The 17,178-nt window shown below is 66.0% G+C and carries 17 protein-coding genes; 11 read left to right on the plus strand and 6 right to left on the minus strand.

Annotated elements, in window-relative coordinates; all coding sequences use genetic code 11:
* The first annotated feature begins 67 nt into the window (after positions 1 to 67).
* From ACIP90_RS15505 to asd, 11 genes are all read left to right on the plus strand, one after another.
* Entirely contained in the window at positions 68 to 769 is a 702-nt protein-coding gene (locus tag ACIP90_RS15505; RefSeq protein WP_400580342.1) for a winged-helix domain-containing protein, read from the plus strand.
* Positions 770 to 1,015: 246 nt separating this feature from the next.
* A complete protein-coding gene (gene mshD, locus ACIP90_RS15510) occupies positions 1,016 to 1,987 on the plus strand; it encodes a mycothiol synthase (protein ID WP_400580343.1) in 972 nt (323 codons plus the stop codon).
* A 104-nt stretch (positions 1,988 to 2,091) separates the two neighbouring features.
* A complete protein-coding gene (locus ACIP90_RS15515; RefSeq protein ID WP_400580345.1) occupies positions 2,092 to 4,341 on the plus strand; it encodes an RNA degradosome polyphosphate kinase in 2,250 nt (749 codons plus the stop codon).
* Between the two features lie 9 nt (positions 4,342 to 4,350).
* Entirely contained in the window at positions 4,351 to 5,322 is a 972-nt protein-coding gene (locus tag ACIP90_RS15520) for an NUDIX domain-containing protein (RefSeq protein WP_400580346.1), read from the plus strand.
* Positions 5,323 to 5,370: 48 nt separating this feature from the next.
* Complete coding sequence (locus ACIP90_RS15525) at positions 5,371 to 6,174, plus strand: thymidylate synthase (protein ID WP_400580347.1); 804 nt, start codon at positions 5,371 to 5,373, stop codon at positions 6,172 to 6,174.
* Complete coding sequence (locus tag ACIP90_RS15530; protein WP_400580349.1) at positions 6,171 to 6,755, plus strand: dihydrofolate reductase; 585 nt, start codon at positions 6,171 to 6,173, stop codon at positions 6,753 to 6,755. The genes ACIP90_RS15525 and ACIP90_RS15530 overlap by 4 nt, the downstream gene beginning before the upstream one ends.
* 7 nt (positions 6,756 to 6,762) lie before the next feature.
* Positions 6,763 to 6,981 carry an NF038396 family protein gene (locus ACIP90_RS15535; RefSeq protein WP_205652827.1) on the plus strand — a complete coding sequence of 73 codons (219 nt, stop codon included), beginning with the start codon at positions 6,763 to 6,765 and terminating at the stop codon, positions 6,979 to 6,981.
* A gap of 118 nt (positions 6,982 to 7,099) precedes the next feature.
* Positions 7,100 to 8,191: a WXG100 family type VII secretion target gene (locus tag ACIP90_RS15540; RefSeq protein ID WP_400580351.1), complete on the plus strand. Its 1,092-nt coding sequence runs from the start codon at positions 7,100 to 7,102 to the stop codon at positions 8,189 to 8,191.
* Between the two features lie 9 nt (positions 8,192 to 8,200).
* The gene (locus ACIP90_RS15545; RefSeq protein ID WP_400580353.1) at positions 8,201 to 8,854 is read left to right on the plus strand and encodes a hypothetical protein; all 654 of its coding nucleotides are present in this window, start codon (positions 8,201 to 8,203) and stop codon (positions 8,852 to 8,854) included.
* On the plus strand, positions 8,841 to 9,242 hold the full coding sequence (locus ACIP90_RS15550; protein WP_400580355.1) for a hypothetical protein: 402 nt from the start codon (positions 8,841 to 8,843) through the stop codon (positions 9,240 to 9,242). Before ACIP90_RS15545 ends, ACIP90_RS15550 begins: the two co-directional genes overlap by 14 nt.
* A 44-nt stretch (positions 9,243 to 9,286) precedes the next feature.
* A complete protein-coding gene (asd, locus tag ACIP90_RS15555; RefSeq protein WP_400580357.1) occupies positions 9,287 to 10,429 on the plus strand; it encodes an aspartate-semialdehyde dehydrogenase in 1,143 nt (380 codons plus the stop codon).
* Positions 10,430 to 10,667: 238 nt separating this feature from the next.
* Here asd and ACIP90_RS15560 read toward each other — a convergent pair whose 3' ends face one another.
* The 6 genes from ACIP90_RS15560 to ACIP90_RS15585 form a co-directional block, all read right to left on the minus strand.
* Positions 10,668 to 12,401 carry a choice-of-anchor G family protein gene (locus ACIP90_RS15560; protein ID WP_400580359.1) on the minus strand — a complete coding sequence of 578 codons (1,734 nt, stop codon included), beginning with the start codon at positions 12,399 to 12,401 and terminating at the stop codon, positions 10,668 to 10,670.
* A complete protein-coding gene (locus ACIP90_RS15565) occupies positions 12,398 to 13,066 on the minus strand; it encodes an LPXTG cell wall anchor domain-containing protein (protein WP_400580360.1) in 669 nt (222 codons plus the stop codon). Before ACIP90_RS15565 ends, ACIP90_RS15560 begins: the two co-directional genes overlap by 4 nt.
* Positions 13,044 to 13,667: a signal peptidase I gene (locus tag ACIP90_RS15570; protein ID WP_400580362.1), complete on the minus strand. Its 624-nt coding sequence runs from the start codon at positions 13,665 to 13,667 to the stop codon at positions 13,044 to 13,046. The genes ACIP90_RS15565 and ACIP90_RS15570 overlap by 23 nt, the downstream gene beginning before the upstream one ends.
* A 20-nt stretch (positions 13,668 to 13,687) precedes the next feature.
* Positions 13,688 to 14,392 (minus strand): hypothetical protein, encoded by a 705-nt coding sequence (locus ACIP90_RS15575; protein ID WP_400580364.1) that lies wholly within the window; start codon positions 14,390 to 14,392, stop codon positions 13,688 to 13,690.
* A 423-nt stretch (positions 14,393 to 14,815) separates the two neighbouring features.
* Positions 14,816 to 15,943 carry a winged helix DNA-binding domain-containing protein gene (locus ACIP90_RS15580; RefSeq protein ID WP_400580366.1) on the minus strand — a complete coding sequence of 376 codons (1,128 nt, stop codon included), beginning with the start codon at positions 15,941 to 15,943 and terminating at the stop codon, positions 14,816 to 14,818.
* Positions 15,944 to 16,063: 120 nt separating this feature from the next.
* Positions 16,064 to 17,131 (minus strand): UDP-N-acetylmuramate dehydrogenase, encoded by a 1,068-nt coding sequence (locus ACIP90_RS15585; protein ID WP_400580368.1) that lies wholly within the window; start codon positions 17,129 to 17,131, stop codon positions 16,064 to 16,066.
* Positions 17,132 to 17,178: the final 47 nt, after the last annotated feature.

Genomic DNA, 17,178 nt, shown 5'->3' on the forward strand with positions numbered 1-17,178 from the left:
ACAGTACCGGCCGGTGAAAGCCCGGTTCAGTCGCCCAATGATGCGCGGACGGCCCCTTGGAGGAACAATGTCGCACATCCTGTTACTGACCAACAGCACCGGATCCTCGGTGGACATCCTGCCTGCCTTGGAGCTCCTGAACCACCGGGTTCACATCCTCCCGGCCGAGCCCACCGCCCTGCTGGAAACGGACCCCTGCGACATCGTCCTCCTGGACGCGCGCAAAGACCTCGTGGGGGCCCGGTCCCTCACCCAGCTCCTGAAAGCAACAGGCCTCAGCGCCCCGCTGGTGCTGATCCTCACCGAAGGCGGCATGGCCGCCGTGTCTTCCGCCTGGGCGGTCGATGACATCGTCCTGGATTCCGCCGGCCCCGCCGAGGTGGAAGCCAGGATCCGACTCTCCGTGGCACGGGCCGTCCCCGAAGAGGAGGACACCCCGTCCGAGATCCGGGCTGCCGGCGTCGTCATCGACGAGGCGAGCTACACGGCGCGGGTCAACGGCGCGGCGCTCAACCTGACGTTCAAGGAATTCGAGCTCCTCAAGTACCTCGCGCAGCACCCCGGCCGCGTATTCACGCGCCAGCAGCTGCTGACCGAGGTGTGGGGCTATGACTACTACGGGGGCACGCGCACCGTCGATGTGCACGTGCGTCGACTGCGTGCCAAGCTGGGCGCGGACCACGAGAACCTGATCAGCACTGTCCGCAACGTCGGGTACCGGCTCACGCTGGTGCGCCAGCAGGAGGACGAGGAACTTGCCGAGGCCTGACCGGTCCCGCCGCTAGCCTCAACCAAGGCAATCTCTAAGCAACGCAAAAGGCCCGGGCTCTTTTGAGTCCGGGCCTTTTGCGGTTCTTGAGTGGAGGACATACGGGTCGAACGTATCGAGGCCACCCCACTGGTGGATCCCCCTCACATTCAGCTTCAGAAGCCGAACGAGATATCGACTATAGCGGCATCTCCCGGCGGCTCCAAATCGGGCATCTCTGCGGTCACTGCGTATAGCCTTGAGACCATGAGCCCTGCGCACCCGGAGAATTGGCCAGTCACCGTCGTCAAGGGCGGTGTTGACGAACAGCTGCTGCGGGACATCAGGACCCTGCTGGAAGCGGCCGAGGAGTCGGACGGCAACCCTTCCATCTCGGAACAGACCTTGGTGACGCTGCGCGCCGCGGACGCCGGCCCCCACTCCCTGCTGACCCTGGCCCTCTACGCGCCGGACGAGGATTCCGATCCCGCCACAGCCCAGGATCTGGCAGGCTTCGCCGTCGTCGTTGAGGAGGAGGACGCCACGGGCGTCCTTGAGATCGCCGTGCACCCGAGCTACCGAAACCAGGGTGTGGCGGACAGGCTCGTGGGCTCCCTGAAGTCCGTCCGGGGATTCGACGGGCTCAAGGCCTGGTCCCACGGCAACCACGAGGCCGCCGCGGAACTGGCCGCCCGCTACGGATACGGCCCCGTCCGGGAACTGTGGAAGATGCGGCTGGCCACAGCGGCGGCTGAACTGCCCGACGTCGCGCTTCCGGACGGCGTGGTGCTGCGCGCCTTTCAGCCGGGCAAGGACGAGGACGCCTGGCTGGCGGCCAACCGCGAGGCGTTCGCCCACCACCCGGAACAGGGGTCCATGACCAGGGCAGACCTTGAGGCGCGGATGGCGGAGCCGTGGTTCGATCCCGCAGGCTTCCTCCTCGCCGAGGACAGGGACGGCCGGCTGCTCGGCTTCCACTGGACCAAGGTCCACCCGCAGCACGGCGCCCATCCCGCGATCGGCGAGGTTTACGTCGTCGGGGTCACGCCCGCAGCTCAGGGCATGGGCCTGGGCAAAGCACTGACGGTCGCCGGCATCCGGTACCTGCAGCAGCAGGGCCTTCACGCCGTCATGCTCTACACGGATGCGGACAACACTCCGGCCGTGTCGCTGTACCGCCGGTTGGGCTTCACCCGGTGGGACGTCGATGTCATGTATGGGCCGCTGGACGGGCGATAGCCCAGTCATTCGACGCTGAGCGCGGTCCCCGCTAAATCTGCGGGTCCCGCCGGGGCGGATGATTGTAAGGTTGAAGCTAAATCCCCCAGCATCAAGGAGAGAGCATGCAACCGGAATCCGCCGGATCAGCAACGACCGAAATCAAGGCGGCCCCCGTGCGTGCCCGTTTCGGCTCCTCCGAGGTGCCCGCGTCCCGTGCCACGCAGGACCGGATCGACATCCCTGAATTCGCCGCCATCCTTGAGCCGGAGGGCGAAATCAGCCGTGACCGGTTCCTGGACCGGGAACTGAGCTGGCTTGCCTTCAACGCCCGGGTCCTTGAACTGGCCGAAGACCCCAACCTCTACCTGCTCGAGCGGGTCAGCTTCCTGTCGATCTTCGCCTCCAACCTCGACGAGTTCTTCATGGTCCGGGTAGCCGGCCTGAAGCGGCGGATCGCCACCGGACTCGCGGTGCCCTCCCCCGCCGGCCTCAGCCCCGTCCAGGTCCTCGAGCAGATCGGCGAGGCGGCGCACAAGCTGCAGGAACGCCACGCCAAGGTCTACGCCGAGCAGATCCGGCCCGCCCTCGCGTACGAGCACATCCACCTCATGCACTGGGACGAGCTCGACGAGGATGCCAAGCACCGCCTCAGCGTCATGTTCGCGGAAAAGGTCTTCCCCATCCTTACCCCGCTCGCGGTGGACCCTGCACACCCCTTCCCCTACATTTCGGGGCTGTCCCTGAATCTGGCTGTGGTGGTCCGGAACCCTGTGAGCGACAAGGAGCTGTTCGCACGTGTCAAGGTGCCGGACCAACTGCCGCGCCTGATCTCCATCGACGGTCCGCGCGCGGGCTCCGTGCCAGGGCGCGTTGCCCGGTTCATCGCCCTTGAGGAAGTCATTGCCGTCCACTTGGACCAACTCTTCGCCGGCATGGAGGTCCTCGAGCACCACACGTTCCGCGTCACACGCAACGAGGACGTGGAGGTGGAGGAAGATGACGCCGAGAACCTCCTGCAGGCCCTGGAGAAGGAACTCCTGCGCCGCCGGTTCGGCCCTCCCGTCCGCCTCGAAGTCACCCACGACATCAACCCCAACATCCGGGCCCTGCTGATCCGGGAACTGGGAGTGGAGGAATCCGAGGTCTACTCGGTACCTGCGCCGCTGGACCTCCGCGGACTGTCCGTCATTGCGGGGATTGACCGGGCAGACCTGCACTACCCGAAGCACGTGCCGCACACCTCCCGGTACCTGAACGAATCCGAAACGTCCAAGGCGGCGAACGTCTTCGCCGCCATGCGCCGTCGCGACATCCTGCTGCATCACCCCTATGACTCCTTCTCCACCTCTGTGCAGGCGTTCCTGGAGCAGGCGGCCGCCGACCCCAAGGTCCAGGCCATCAAGCAGACCCTGTACCGCACGTCCGGCGACTCGCCGATTGTGGATGCCCTGATCGACGCGGCGGAGGCGGGCAAGCAGGTCCTGGCCCTGGTGGAGATCAAGGCCCGTTTTGATGAACAGGCCAACATCTCCTGGGCGCGCAAGCTTGAACAGGCCGGCGTGCATGTTGTGTACGGCATCGTGGGCCTGAAGACGCACTGCAAGCTGTCGCTGGTAGTGCGCCAGGAGGTTGACGGGCTGCGCCGCTACTGCCACATCGGAACGGGCAACTACCACCCCCGCACGGCGCGCTACTACGAGGACCTTGGCCTCCTGACCGCCAACGAGCAGGTGGGCGAAGACCTGTCCAAGCTCTTCAACCAGCTCTCCGGCTACGCCCCGAAGTCCACCTTCAAGCGGCTCTTGGTGGCACCGCGCTCGGTGCGCTCCGGACTGATCGACAGGATCGAGACCGAGATCCGCAACGCCCGCGCCGGAATTGCGGCCCGCGTGCAGATCAAGGTCAACTCCATGGTGGACGAGGCCATCATCGACTCCCTTTACAGGGCATCGCAGGCCGGCGTGAAGGTGGACGTCATTGTGCGCGGAATCTGCTCGCTCCGGCCGGGCATCCCCGGGCTGAGCGAGAACATCACGGTGCGCTCCGTCCTTGGCCGTTTCCTCGAGCATTCCCGCGTCTTTGCCTTCGCAAATGCGGGCAATCCCGTGGTCTACATCGGCTCCGCCGACATGATGCACCGCAACCTGGACCGCCGGGTTGAGGCGCTGGTACAGCTCTCCGGCGGCGAGGACACCACGTATGTCCTGGACATGCTGCGCCGCTACATGGACCCCGAAACCGCAAGCTGGCACCTGGACAGCAATGGGGACTGGACCCGGCACCACCTTGACGAGGACGGCAGGGAACTCGACGACGTCCAGTCCTGGCTCCTGGCCTCCCGTTCCCGCCAGCGCGCAACAGCCCGGCGGTAGGACCAGAGTTTGAAGAGCGATTCACCGGTAGCAGACCAGACCGACCACCCCGGCGAGCCCGTTGCCGTTACCGCGGCCGGCGCCATACCTTGGCGCGTCAAGAACGATCAGCTGGAAGTCCTGCTGATCCACCGGCCCAGGTATGACGACTGGTCGTGGCCGAAAGGCAAGCTCGACGCCGGCGAGACAGTGCCTGAGTGCGCCGTCCGGGAAGTGATGGAAGAGATCGGGCTGCAGGCTCCCCTGGGCATCCCGCTCCCGCCGATCCACTACCACGTCCCTGCGGGACTGAAGGTGGTCCATTACTGGGCGGTGGAAGTCGTCAACGGAGCTCAGCTGCGCCCTGACGGCAAGGAAGTGGACAGCGTCATGTGGTGCACTCCCGAGAGGGCGGCCACCATGCTGTCCAATCCATCGGACATTGCGCCGCTTGAGTTCCTGGCGGAGGCGCACGCCCGGGGAGAGCTTCACACCTGGCCGCTGGTCATCGTGCGCCATGCAAAGGCCAAGCCGCGGTCCTCCTGGACAAAAGCCGAAGGCGAACGTCCCCTCGCGGCCACGGGTGTCCGGCAGGCCCAGGCCGTCAGCAGGCTTCTCCGGGTGTGGAAGCCGATGCGCGTGGTCACCAGTCCGTGGCGGCGGTGTGTCTCCACCATCGCGCCTTATGCCAAGGCCTCGGACGCCAAGGTGAAGCTCGTGGACGCCCTGACGGAGCACCGGCACGCGCGGAACCCGAAGAAGACGGCGGCTGCTGTTGACGCGCTGTTCGACAAGCAGCGGGCCGTGGTGCTGTGCACGCATCGCCCGGCACTGCCCACCGTCCTGAAGCAGCTCAGTAACTCCATGAGCCCCAGGCTCCAGGGCGTGCTTCCCGTGGCGGACCCCTATCTGGCACCCGGAGAGATGATCATCTGCCACGTTGCCCACGGCAGCAAGAGCAGGATCGTCGCAGTGGAACAGTTCAAGCCCTTCGACGACTGAGCCGCCAGCCCTCCCGGGTGGCGGGCTGCACTCCACTAGACTGGACGCGTGAGCATCCCAACGCCCTATGAAGACCTCCTGCGCGATGTCATGGCCCATGGCACGCACAAATCCGACCGCACCGGAACTGGCACCAGCAGCGTGTTCGGGCGCCAGATGCGCTTTGACCTCGGCAAGAGTTTCCCGCTCATCACCACCAAGCGTGTGCATTTCAAGTCGGTGGCCGTCGAGCTGCTGTGGTTTCTGCGCGGCGAAACCAACGTCAAGTGGATGCAGGACCAGGGTGTCACCATCTGGAATGAGTGGGCAGACGCCGACGGCGAGCTCGGCCCGGTCTACGGCGTTCAGTGGCGCAGCTGGCCCACACCCGATGGCGGTCACATCGACCAGATCGCCGAGCTGGTCGCGAACCTGAAGGACAACCCCGACTCCCGACGCCACATCGTGTCAGCCTGGAACGTGGCCGAACTCAAGGACATGGCGCTCCCGCCGTGTCACGCGTTCTTCCAGTTCTACGTGGCCGACGGCAAGCTGTCATGCCAGCTGTACCAGCGTTCTGCGGACATGTTCCTGGGGGTGCCGTTCAACATCGCCTCCTACGCACTGTTGACGTGCATGCTTGCCCAGCAAACCGGGCTGGAACCGGGTGAGTTCGTCTGGACCGGCGGCGATGTCCACATTTACGACAATCACATGGACCAGGTCCTGAAGCAGCTGGACCGTGAGCCGTATGAGTATCCGCAGCTGAAGATCACCCGCAAGCCGGCCTCCATTTTCGACTACACCCTGGATGACTTCGAAGTGGTCGGCTACCGGCACCACCCCACGATTAAGGCACCGATCGCCGTATGAGCACCGAGGAGACCGTGGATCCGCAGGCCTTCAGCGACGGGATCGCTGCGAACATGACCGGGATTGGGCTGGTCTGGGCGCAAACCACGTCAGGCGTCATCGGCAGGGACGGCGACATGCCCTGGCATCTTCCGGAAGACCTGAAGCACTTCAACAGGGTCACGAGCGGCCATCCGGTCATCATGGGCCGCAAGACGTGGCTGTCCTTCCCGGACCAATACCGCCCGCTGCCCAACCGGACCAACATTGTCATCACCCGGCAGGAAAACTGGGGCGGGACGCCCGAGGCGGAGGGCGCCGTCGTCGTCAAATCCCTTGACGACGCGCTCCTGGAGTCGCAGTTCGCGCCCGGCTGTGAGGCGATCTGGATCCTGGGCGGCGGCGAAATTTTCAGGCAGTCCGTGGACCTCGCCAACATCGCCGTGGTCACCACGATCGACATCGACGCCGACGGCGACACGCACGCGCCACAGCTGGGCACAGCCTGGGAGGCCGAGGATTCAGTACCCCGTGAAGGCTGGCTGACGGCAGCCAACGGCACCCGTTACCGGTTCACCAAATGGAACCGCAGAGAAGGTTAGACACCAAATGCTTAAGAAACCCGAAACACTCTTCGTGCTCGGCTATATGCTGCTGCCGCTGCTGGCCCTGTTGTCAGCCATCGTCGGCCTGACCATGATCCTCGGCGGAAACAAGATCGCGGGCATCATCGTGCTGGTCGTGGTCACCCAGGCGTTCGCCTTCGGGGCCTTCTTCGCCCTGCGCGCCCGCAAGAACGCCGTGCTGGAAGAGACCGACCGGCAGTAGGGACCACGCGATGGGGAGGACTGCCCATCGCGGCGGCGCAGCGCTGACACTACAGTGTTGCAGGACTCAGCAGCCGTTCAGACACAGAACGTTCAAAACTTCGGGGGATGATGCCACAGTGGCAGGCAATTTGTGGGGCGCGGATGTGGCTCAGCTCCGCACACTCGCACAGCAGTTCGGAAAGGTGTCCGAGAACCTGCTGCAAACGTCATCCCATCTGACCAACCAGATCAACAGCACCCCGTCGTGGAAGGGCAACGACGCCAGCCAGTTCCGCTCGGCCTGGAATGCCGACCACAGGGCACTCATCCAGCAGACTGCACGCGCCCTCAAGAACGAGTCAAGAAGGCTGCTGGACAACGCCAATGAGCAGGAGAAGGCCAGCGATGCGGCCCCCGGCTCCGGCGGCGGACCGGGCACTCTCAGCGATCCGGGCGGGACGCTGCCAGGTGTGGTTGGCGGCGTCCTGCTCGGCGGGCTCGGCGGACTCAGGTCCTTCCTGACGTTCCAGAAGTACATCAAAGCTCCGCTCACACTGGCCAAGCACGTCGGGCAGTACGGCTGGGTGCTGAAGAACCATCGGGCGGAGTTGGCCCAGGCGTTGCTGACCAAGGGCCGGCACCGGCTTGGCGGGCCCGTTTTTGACAGCCGCCATCTGCTGCAGACCACCAAAGGGACCGCCGCCCTCGAAGGCCTTCTGAGTAACTCTTCGAAGGCAAGCCGCGGTCTCGGCATCATTGACAAGGCGTCGGACATTGCCTCGCTGAAGAACCTGCATAATTACCCAGGACTCGCCAGGCTCGCCCCGTTGCTGGAAGAAAAGCCGTGGATTGGTGCGGGAAGCAAGCTTGAGTGGCTAGGCAAGTCGGGCCTCGGCCGGACGCTCGGCTGGGCCGGCGTCGGCTTCAGCGCCTACGACACCTACCAAAGCTTCTCCAAGGGGGATCTGACGGGCGGCGCCGTCAACCTGGGAAAGACAATGCTGGGCGTCGGCTGCTTCCTGCCGCCTCCGGCCGGGACCGTCTGCCAGGTCGCCAGCGTCGGTATTGCTATTTACGAGAACTGGGACACCATCAGCAGCGTAGGCAAGAACGTCGGCGACGGGATCGTTAACGCGGTGAAGGACCCCGGTAAGTTCGTCAGCGATACGAAAGATACGCTGGTGGATGCGGGCAAGTCCGTGGGCAAGTTCCTCGGGTTCGGCGATTAGGAGAGAAGAATGATTGTTCAGGACCAGACGCAGCAGGAGCCGCGCCTCGGCATCGACGTCATCGGCTTCGGTGTAGGCGAGTTTGCGTATCTTCTGAACGTCTTCGAAGGTCCCGCGCGGGACCGATCCGTCGCTGTCTTCCGTGCCGAGGAAATGGTGGATGACGTCAGCCTGTCCACAGCCGGCGCGTCGTCGCTCCTGGCGCGGGAGCTGGCCACCGTTGACCACGACGGCAATCTCGGGGTTAGGGGTGTGGCCGCTGCCGTGGCCACGGCGCTGGGGCAGGCCACCCGCTGGACTGAGATTTCCCTCCTGACCGCCGAAACCATGGATAATGTCGCCTTTGTTGAAGCGCCCGACGTAGCCATCATGCTGCAGCCCCGGCTGCTGGGAACCTGGTTTGTGTTCGCGAAGGACCCCTCCCTGTCTTCGGCAGAGGCCACCCTGCGCATCGTTCAGCAGCATGTTGCCGAGAATCCCGCAGGCTCTGCGTACTTCGTCTTCAAGACATTGGACTCCGAGCGGCACCTTCTGGTTCGGCGTGAAGACGGAACCTGGATCACCGGCGTCCCGGACTTCGATACGGACGACGTCGCTGAAACGGCAGGCCTGGACGATGCCGCGCTGTTGGCTGCGATCGAGGATGCCCGTGGCGCGGCGTAGCCAGGGCGTCCCGCAGGATCCCAGCTACGTGCCGTCCGACCGTTCAGACGACCAGCTGATCTATCGCAGGGCGGAGAACGACGAGATGGTGGGCTACACTCCTGCCGAATACGGTGTGCGCAAGGACGATGGCGGCGGCCTGATCAAGCCCGTCAACAGTTCCGGCGGTATCCTTTTTCTCGCACTCCTCCTAACCGTAGGCATGGGCGTCCTGGTCTACTTCGTGGTCCAGGTCGCGATCCAGGGTGCGTGGCACATGCTTGGCGAAGTGTGGTGGGTCTTTCCCGCATGCATCTATCCCTTCACTTTCGCGTGGATGAGCTATCTCAAGGAGCGTCGGGCCGAGCGGCTGCGCAAAGCCCGGAATCTTTCGCGGCCCATCGAGTGACGTAACCGACTGCGCCCCGGCGCTGCAAAGTCTAAACTGGCAAAATGACTACAGCAGCTACTCCGTCCGTTGGACTGGTCGGTTGGCGTGGCATGGTCGGCTCTGTCCTGATGCAGCGCATGCAGGATGAGGGCGACTTCGCCAACATCAACCCGGTATTTTTCTCCACCTCAAACGCAGGCGGCGCCGCCCCGACTCTTGCTGGTGCGGCCGCCGGTGCGGCCGGCAAGCTCGAGGACGCGTTCGACGTCGACACGCTGGCGAAGCTGCCGATTATCGTCACTGCCCAGGGCGGCGACTACACCAAGCAGGTCCACGGCGAGCTGCGCAGCCGCGGCTGGGACGGCCTCTGGATCGACGCCGCGTCCACGCTGCGGATGAACGATGACTCCATCATCGTGCTGGACCCGATCAACCGCGACGTCATCGACAAGGGCCTGGCCAACGGCACCAAGGACTTCATCGGAGGCAACTGCACCGTCTCCTGCATGCTGATGGGCCTCGGCGGGCTCTTCAAGAACCGCCTCGTCGAGTGGGGCACGTCCATGACCTACCAGGCCGCCTCCGGCGGCGGTGCACGGCACATGCGTGAGCTCCTCAGCCAGTTCGGCACGCTCAACGCCGAGGTCAGCACCGAACTGGACGACCCGGCGTCGGCCATTTTGGACATCGACCGCAAGGTCCTGGCCCACCAGCGCACCGACATCGACGCCACCCAGTTCGGCGTGCCGCTCGCCGGTTCCCTGATCCCCTGGATCGACGCGGACCTCGGCAACGGCCAGTCCAAGGAAGAGTGGAAGGCAGGGGTGGAGACCAACAAGATCCTCGGCAACTCCGCCGACAACCGGGTTGTCGTGGACGGCCTGTGCGTCCGGATCGGTGCCATGCGCTCCCACTCCCAGGCGCTCACCCTCAAGCTGCGCGAGGACCTGTCCGTCACCGAAATCGAAGACATCCTGGCCAAGGACAACGAGTGGGTCAAGGTGGTGCCCAACACCAAGGAAGCCTCAATGGCCGACCTCACCCCGGTTGCAGCCTCAGGCACCCTGGACATCCCGGTGGGACGCATCCGCAAGCTGGAAATGGGCCCGGAGTACATCAGCGCCTTCACGGTGGGCGACCAGCTCCTGTGGGGAGCAGCCGAACCGCTACGCCGCATGCTGAACATCGCGACCGGAACGCTTTAGCCTGACCGCATCCCCGTACGAGCGGCCCTGCCCCGCATAACCGGCCTTGCCCAAGGCCGGTTATGCGGGGCAGGGCCGCTTTTGCATCTCCGACCGGGCGAGCGTGGCCTGCAGCGACACCGCCGCCCTGGCGCGGTCCGCCGATGAGATCGTCAGGGACAGCGTGACGCTGCAACTGGCATTGGAGGAGTTCCTCCAGCACGCCGAAGATTGACTGGCCCCACGCTTCCGTTTCTGGTCAGCCGACGCCGGGCCTGAAGACTATCGGCCCGGCGGCAGCGGTAGCGAGGTAGATTTCGGCGGTGCTGCCCACGGCAGCGATCCGTAGCGCAGAAACCTTGTATTGCCCGTCAGCCGCACTGCCGGCAGCGCCAGCGCCGACGGGCGCCCCCGGCTGGTCCGGCTGAACATTAACGGTCAGGGACAGTGTGTCTGCCAGCGGCGTCAATGCCGACTCAGCGGCCGCTGTGACCGGCAGAGCGGCGGACTGGATTGCGCCGGCAGCCGCAGGAACCAATGCCCCCGAACCAAACAGCGCATCCTCGAGGGCGCCGGCCACCACAGCCCCCGTTCCTGAGGCCAAAGCCGCGGTCACAGAGCCGAGAAGCTCCAGCCCCGGGAGCCCGAGGCCCAGGATGGTTGTGGACACCGCCGGCGCGGGCAGGGGTACCGGCGGCGTCCGGGGCAGAAAGGCTCCCACGGTGGTGTCATAGCGCAGCGTTACCTCAGCGACGTCAATTGTTCCGAGCAAGCCGTTCTTAGCCCGCAGCAGCAGGGTGGTTTCCATCGTGAACGCAGTAGCCGCGAGCGCCTTCTCCACCTCGGCCGTTACGGCCTCATCCCAGGCCTCCAGCAGGGCGGAAGTCCGCTGCGTCAGGATCTGCGCGTTGGTTGCATCAAAGGCCACCGGGGTGTTGGGATCCAGCCCGTTCAGTCCCGCCGGTCCATGGGCAAGTTTGGCAAGGTCGAAGTAGATCCGGGCATTGACCAGGTCGATGGTCACCACACCGTCTGTCAGCGGCGTGGCGAGAAGTTGGCGGGCCACGGTCAAGTCAGGAGCGCCGAAGGTGATCTCGGTGGTGGCAGACCCGACGGTTAGGCCGCTGTCCGGCAGGACCAGTCCTGTCACGCCGGCCTTCACCGCTGCGGTGAGCGAACGGGTCGGGGCGGCAGCAGCAGCAAGCTCCTGTCCGAGGCCATCCACCGTCTCGGCGACGCTGGCCGTCATGGTTTGGATCGATCCCGCGGACAGGTTCAGTCGCAGCCCGGCGATGCCGTAGCTGCGGTCCACCGTCGGGCTGGGATCAAGCGTGGGCCAGCCGTTGGTCAGGGTGCATGCATCCACGGCGGCTGAGCTGGCAACAGCGCCCACGTCCAAAGTCATGGCCGCCGCTGACGACGGGACGAATGATGCCAGGTTGACGCTGGCCACGGTGGGGGCGGTAGTGGAGCCGGCGGCGCTTCCGGTCCCGTCAATGGCGCCCGACTGGTCGCTGACGAGGCCTGCGGCTCCGGCGGCCTGCCCGCTTGCCTTTGCCTGCGCCCATTGGGTGTAGGCGCCGGCGTTTCCGGCTGATTGGTTCAGTCCCACCGCCGCCGAGAGCAACGGCGTACCGAGGGCACCGGCCTCCAGGGCCGACGTGTACGTCACGGGGTCCACCTGGGTGGCTGTTGCCGGCGTCACGGTCACGGTGCCGTTGTCGTTTCCTACCTTGACACCCTGGACGGCTGCCAAAGTGTCCAAGTCCGCTCCGCCCAGGGATCCGGACAGCTGACGCCCTGCTGATTCTGTCTGGAAAAGCGTGGTCGTCGTGCAGTCGCCTGCCACCATGACGCCGGCTCCTGTACTGACGTACTCGTCATCAGTCCAGGCGGCAAGGGTCCCTGAGGTCGCGGTCAGCAGCGCCATGGACGCGACAGTAAGCGCCGCCAGCGGCACCAGCGTGCGGAACCTTTCCGCGGGGGTTCTCATGACAACCTCCGACGGCGAGCCAGCAGTAGACCTGCGCCCGCGGCAACGAGTGCAATGCCTGCCCCCATGTAGCCGAGGACCTCGGCTCCGGTCCGGGCAAGAGGATGACGGGACGACTCGTCGCCACCGGCCACAACACCGATGCCGAACTTCAGGGTCCCGGCCGAGAGGCCGGCGGAACGCGGGCCTTCCAGAGTGAACAAGACCCAGGGTTCGTCCGCGGCGGTGAAACTGCCGAGGGGATAGCTGAGGGTGCCGGCGGCAGAGAAGCTTTCGGCGGCGAGGATCCGGCGTTCTTCGGCCGGACAGCTCATGGCGGCATCCTTGCCGCTTGTGCCCTGCCATTGAACGGGGCAGGAGCGGGCGGTTATCCGGTAGGCATCCGGCCCGGCAGCTAGGGAGCCCGTCGCTTGGACCTCGACGGTTGCCGAAGCGTCTTCCGGGCCGTCCAGGACCACGCCGACCTGCCAGCTGAAGGACTGCCCGGCGGTGAGGTGCGGTATGTCCAGCGGATAGACCGAAGACGTCAGCCGCAGCATGGCCTCCCCTCCGGTTTCGGGCACGGGCAGCACCGGATCAGCTGCTGCGGCGGTGCCGGCGCCTGACAAGAGCAGGAGCAGAACAGCGGCCGCGAGCGCGGGGCTACGGAAGTGTACTCGTCCCACAGGGCGCCTCCCCTGCCCGCGCCGCTTGATCCTCGGCCGGCCGGGCGGCGTCGGGCGCTACCTGCGGCCGGCGGGGCCAAAAGACCCAGCCCACCAGTCCTGCCAACAGTAGGGTGCTGGCGCCCAGCACTGTGGGTGAGCGCAGCCCCATGACCACCGACCCGGCGCCGGGGACGGCGACGAGCATCTTCCGCGCTGACTGGACCCGGTATTCAACCGGATCTTCGGACTTGTTCGCATCGCCCTTCAGGATCAGGACGGCGCCGCCCGCCGACGCGGCATCGGGGGTCACGGAGACCACGCGGTGCGTGACCGGGACGGAAGCGGCGGTCCGCTGTACTGTCGCGACGTCCCCCGGCCTTAAGGACGACGCCGGGACGTCCCTGACTGCTGCCAGCGCACCAACCGGATAGGCGGGTTCCATGGAGCCGGTGCGGAAAACGACGAAGCTGACGCTGAACAGGGCCGAGGCAATGACGCTGGCAACGCAGCCGGCACCCAGCACGGACAGCAGCGTCAGGCCCCACGAACCGGCCCGTCCGACGGCGCGCTTCAGGGGCGAGCCGGCGAACCGCTGGCTGGGCTGGGGAGGGGTTGGCATGGGGGTTTGCGACGGACGGACTATTGCCCGGTCACACTGGTGAAGCGCCACAGCGGCACCACGTTCTTGCCCTGGAGCGAGGTGTCGGTTGTTCCGGCGGGCAGGGTCATGGCGAAGCAGAGGTTCTCCGGTTCCCCGGCTGCGCCGGACGCGCCCGCGGCCAGCGGGAAGGAAACCGAACCCAGGGTATCCAGCCGGGAATTCGCGGCGACGAGGGCGGTCCCGCCGCTCTTATCACCGGCAGCGCTGCAGTCCGCGGCGTCCAGGCCAATCCAGGCCTGATAGCGCAGGGCGTTGTACAGCGCGGTGCTGTTGGTGGGTCCGGCGGCGGGATTGGTGGCCTGCCGGGCCTCGGCGAGCGAAACCGTCAGGGCTTCCGAGCCTGCCACTGCACGGAGCTGGAAGGGTGCGTACACGGTGTCTCCCGGCAACAGGTCAGTGGCGTTGACGGTGAAATCGAGGCGGCCGCCATTCGGCGTCGGCCGGTCAACCCAGGACGCCTCAGCGAACGGCGCCAGCGTGTTCTGCTGCATGGCGTAGATCTTGGTCCCCGGTGTGTCGGTGCCGGGACCGGCCCCGCCGAACACCCATTCGTCGTCCGTCCATGCCGCGAGCGTGAAGGCGGCCCCCACACCCAGGACCAGCCCGGAGGCCAGGAGTGCACGGATTTTCCCGCGCCGCCCAGCGGATTTTGACACTTCTATGGCGCTAGCATCTGCAAGCATGACGAGACCCCTTTTTGGTAAGACCGAATAGACCGCGATCAGCACAAACCAACCAAGACCTGCCCCCTGCACTGAACGCAACAGAAATGTTCCGCTGCGCCGTGACCCTGGAAACAGGGCTTGGGTAAAACTTGGAAAGTCCCGGCCTGATTAGCAGAGACAGCTCCGAATTTTGCAATGGCAAGCCTGATCTTTTCTGTCCTCATACTCTCCGGCTTGAGAATCAAGAAAATCCCCCGGTTTCACTCAAGACTGAGTCAAGATAGCCATGACGTTCGGATGGAGACGCTGACCGGTGCGGCAGCCTACGTCCATGACGGCCACCGCCACGCCGGCCCGCGGTTCAGCCGTTCATGCGGGGCAGGGCCGGTCAAACGGCGGGCCGGTCAATCGGGACAGGGCCGGTCAATCAGGACAGGCCGGTCAAGACGCGAGGAACCTTTCGTACCGCTCAACAGCCCTGATGAACGCTGCCAGGGCCGAGGGGCCGAGGGGCCCGGTGTCGTCGAAGGGCTCGGGAACGAACTTGGCAGATCGCCCTGTCCCCTGCCGCGCCCATGTCCCAACCACTTCGCCGCCCGCGACGATCGCCTTCTTGAACACCCCGTTGCCGCCCGGGACGATCTTCTGGGCGTGCTCCGGCGGCAGCACCAGGCTGCGGTCCGTGTATCCGAGCACGAACTCGTCGAAGCCGGGCAGCGCCAGAACCGTGCGCTGCCCGGGCACACCGTCATCCAGCAGCGCGGCTGTCGCGGGTGAGAGCCAGTAGCCCGTTCCGTCAAACTCCAGCTCCACGAGTTCCCCGCGCACCGCGGCCAGGGCTGCCCGCGCCTCCGTCAGGGAGGTGTTGGACCACCAGGCGAAGTCCCGCACCGTTGCCGGTCCGTGGCTTCCCAGGTACCGCAGCAGCAGTTCGGCGAGGCCCTCCTCGCGTCCGAGGTCCCGGGAGGTGGCGATCCAGTCGTCGAATGCCACGAATTTCTGTTGGTTGCCCTCCAGCGGCCCCGGCACCAGCGACGCGCTTTGACACAGCAGCCCCAGCAGGTGGACGCCGCGCTGCCCCGTGGGCGGTTGGCCGCCTGCTTCGAAGGCTGCGAACAGCTCGCCACGGGTGGCCCCGACCGGCATGCCGGATTCACTGCCGGCACCGGAAACCAGGTCCAGGGCGATCTTCCGGCAGACTTCGACGTCCCCGGCGGCGATCTCCAGCTGGCGGTGACGGCTCGCCATGCCCTGGACCAGCCGCGGTGTGGTGATGTTGAGGATCCACCGCAGATCCTCCGGGGCGAGCAAATGGAGGGTGCCCCGCATAGGCCAGGACCGCACCACTGTTCCCACATTCAGGGCGGCCCGCACCTCGCTGAGTCCGGCCCCGGGAACGCGCAGGCCAACCGCCCACAGCGCCGCCTGCAGATCCTGCGCCTGCAGGGCCGTCATGCCGCGGACGGCCTCGGGCACGCCCGCGAAACCCTTCCCAAGCAGCCCTTGCGACGCCAGCCGCAGCCGCCCGATGATCCTGGGAGTGACCCGTGTCCGCGCCGGCGATGCCATGACCCCATCCTAAGACCGCAGAACCGCCGGCGGGCCGGGCCGCACCGGCTGGCGCACGAAGAGTGTCGGGCGCAGGAACAGTGCTTGGTGAAGAAGCAGTGCTTAGTGAAGAAGCAGTGCCTAGAGCTCGACGCCGATGAGCAGGGGTTCCGGGTGCAGCTCAATGCCGAAACGTCCGACGACGCCGTCCCGCACCTCGCGCGCGATTGCCACCATATCGGCGGCGCTGGCGGAGCCGCGGTTCGTGATGGCGAGGGTGTGCTTGGTGGACAGCGAAGCCCGGCCGCCGGAAACGCTGCCGGCGTCCAGCCCGAAGCCCTTTCCGAACCCGGACTGGTCGATCAGCCACGCGGCAGAAAGCTTGACGAGGCCGTCCGAACCGCCCGGGTACCGCGGCGCATTCTCCGGCAGGGCGGCCGCGACGTCCTCGGGCACCATCGGGTTGGTGAAGAACGATCCCGTGGAGTAGGTGTCGCGGTCGGCGGCGTTTAGGACCATGCCCTTGGACGCACGCAGCCGGAGCACTTCCCGGCGGACATCGTTGGAGTAGGCCCGCTGCCCCTGGTCAACACCGAGGACCCTGGCCAGCTCGGCGTAGCGGACGGGGGCGCTCATCCTGCCCAGCGGAAGCTGGAACTCGACTGTGAGGACAATGTATCGCGGGGACCCGTTGACCGTGGTCTGTTTGAGGATCGAATCCCGGTAGCCGAACTTCAGTTCGGAGTTGGTGAAGGTCTTCACGGCGTTGCGTTCCCTGTCCCACGTGCGGACCGCGGCGATGGTCTGGGAAACCTCGGACCCGTAGGCGCCCACGTTCTGCACCGGAGTGGCGCCCGTGGCACCGGGGATGCCGGCGAGCGCCTCGATCCCGGACCAGGCGTGCAGCACCGCGTGCTCCACGAGGGCATCCCAGTTGTGGCCGGCCTGGACCACCACGGACACGCCGCCGCAGGAGTCCTCCGCGCTGACGGTGAACCCCTCCGAGGCGATCTTCACGACGGTCCCGGGGAACCCGTCGTCGGAAATCAGCAGGTTGGAGCCGCCGCCGATGATCAGCACCCGCTCCCCCGCGGCGTCCGCCGCACGCACCGCCTCGATGATTTCCGCTTCCGTGCGGGCCTCGATGTAGTTGCCGGCCGGGCCGCCGACGGCAGCGGTGGTCAGATCGTAAAGCATGGTGGGAGTCACCTGTCCAGCTTAACTTGGATTGCCGGTGTGCCTGTTATCGGGCCCTC

Source organism: Arthrobacter sp. NPDC093139, from assembly GCF_044754165.1.
Classification (GTDB): Bacteria; Actinomycetota; Actinomycetes; order Actinomycetales; family Micrococcaceae; genus Arthrobacter.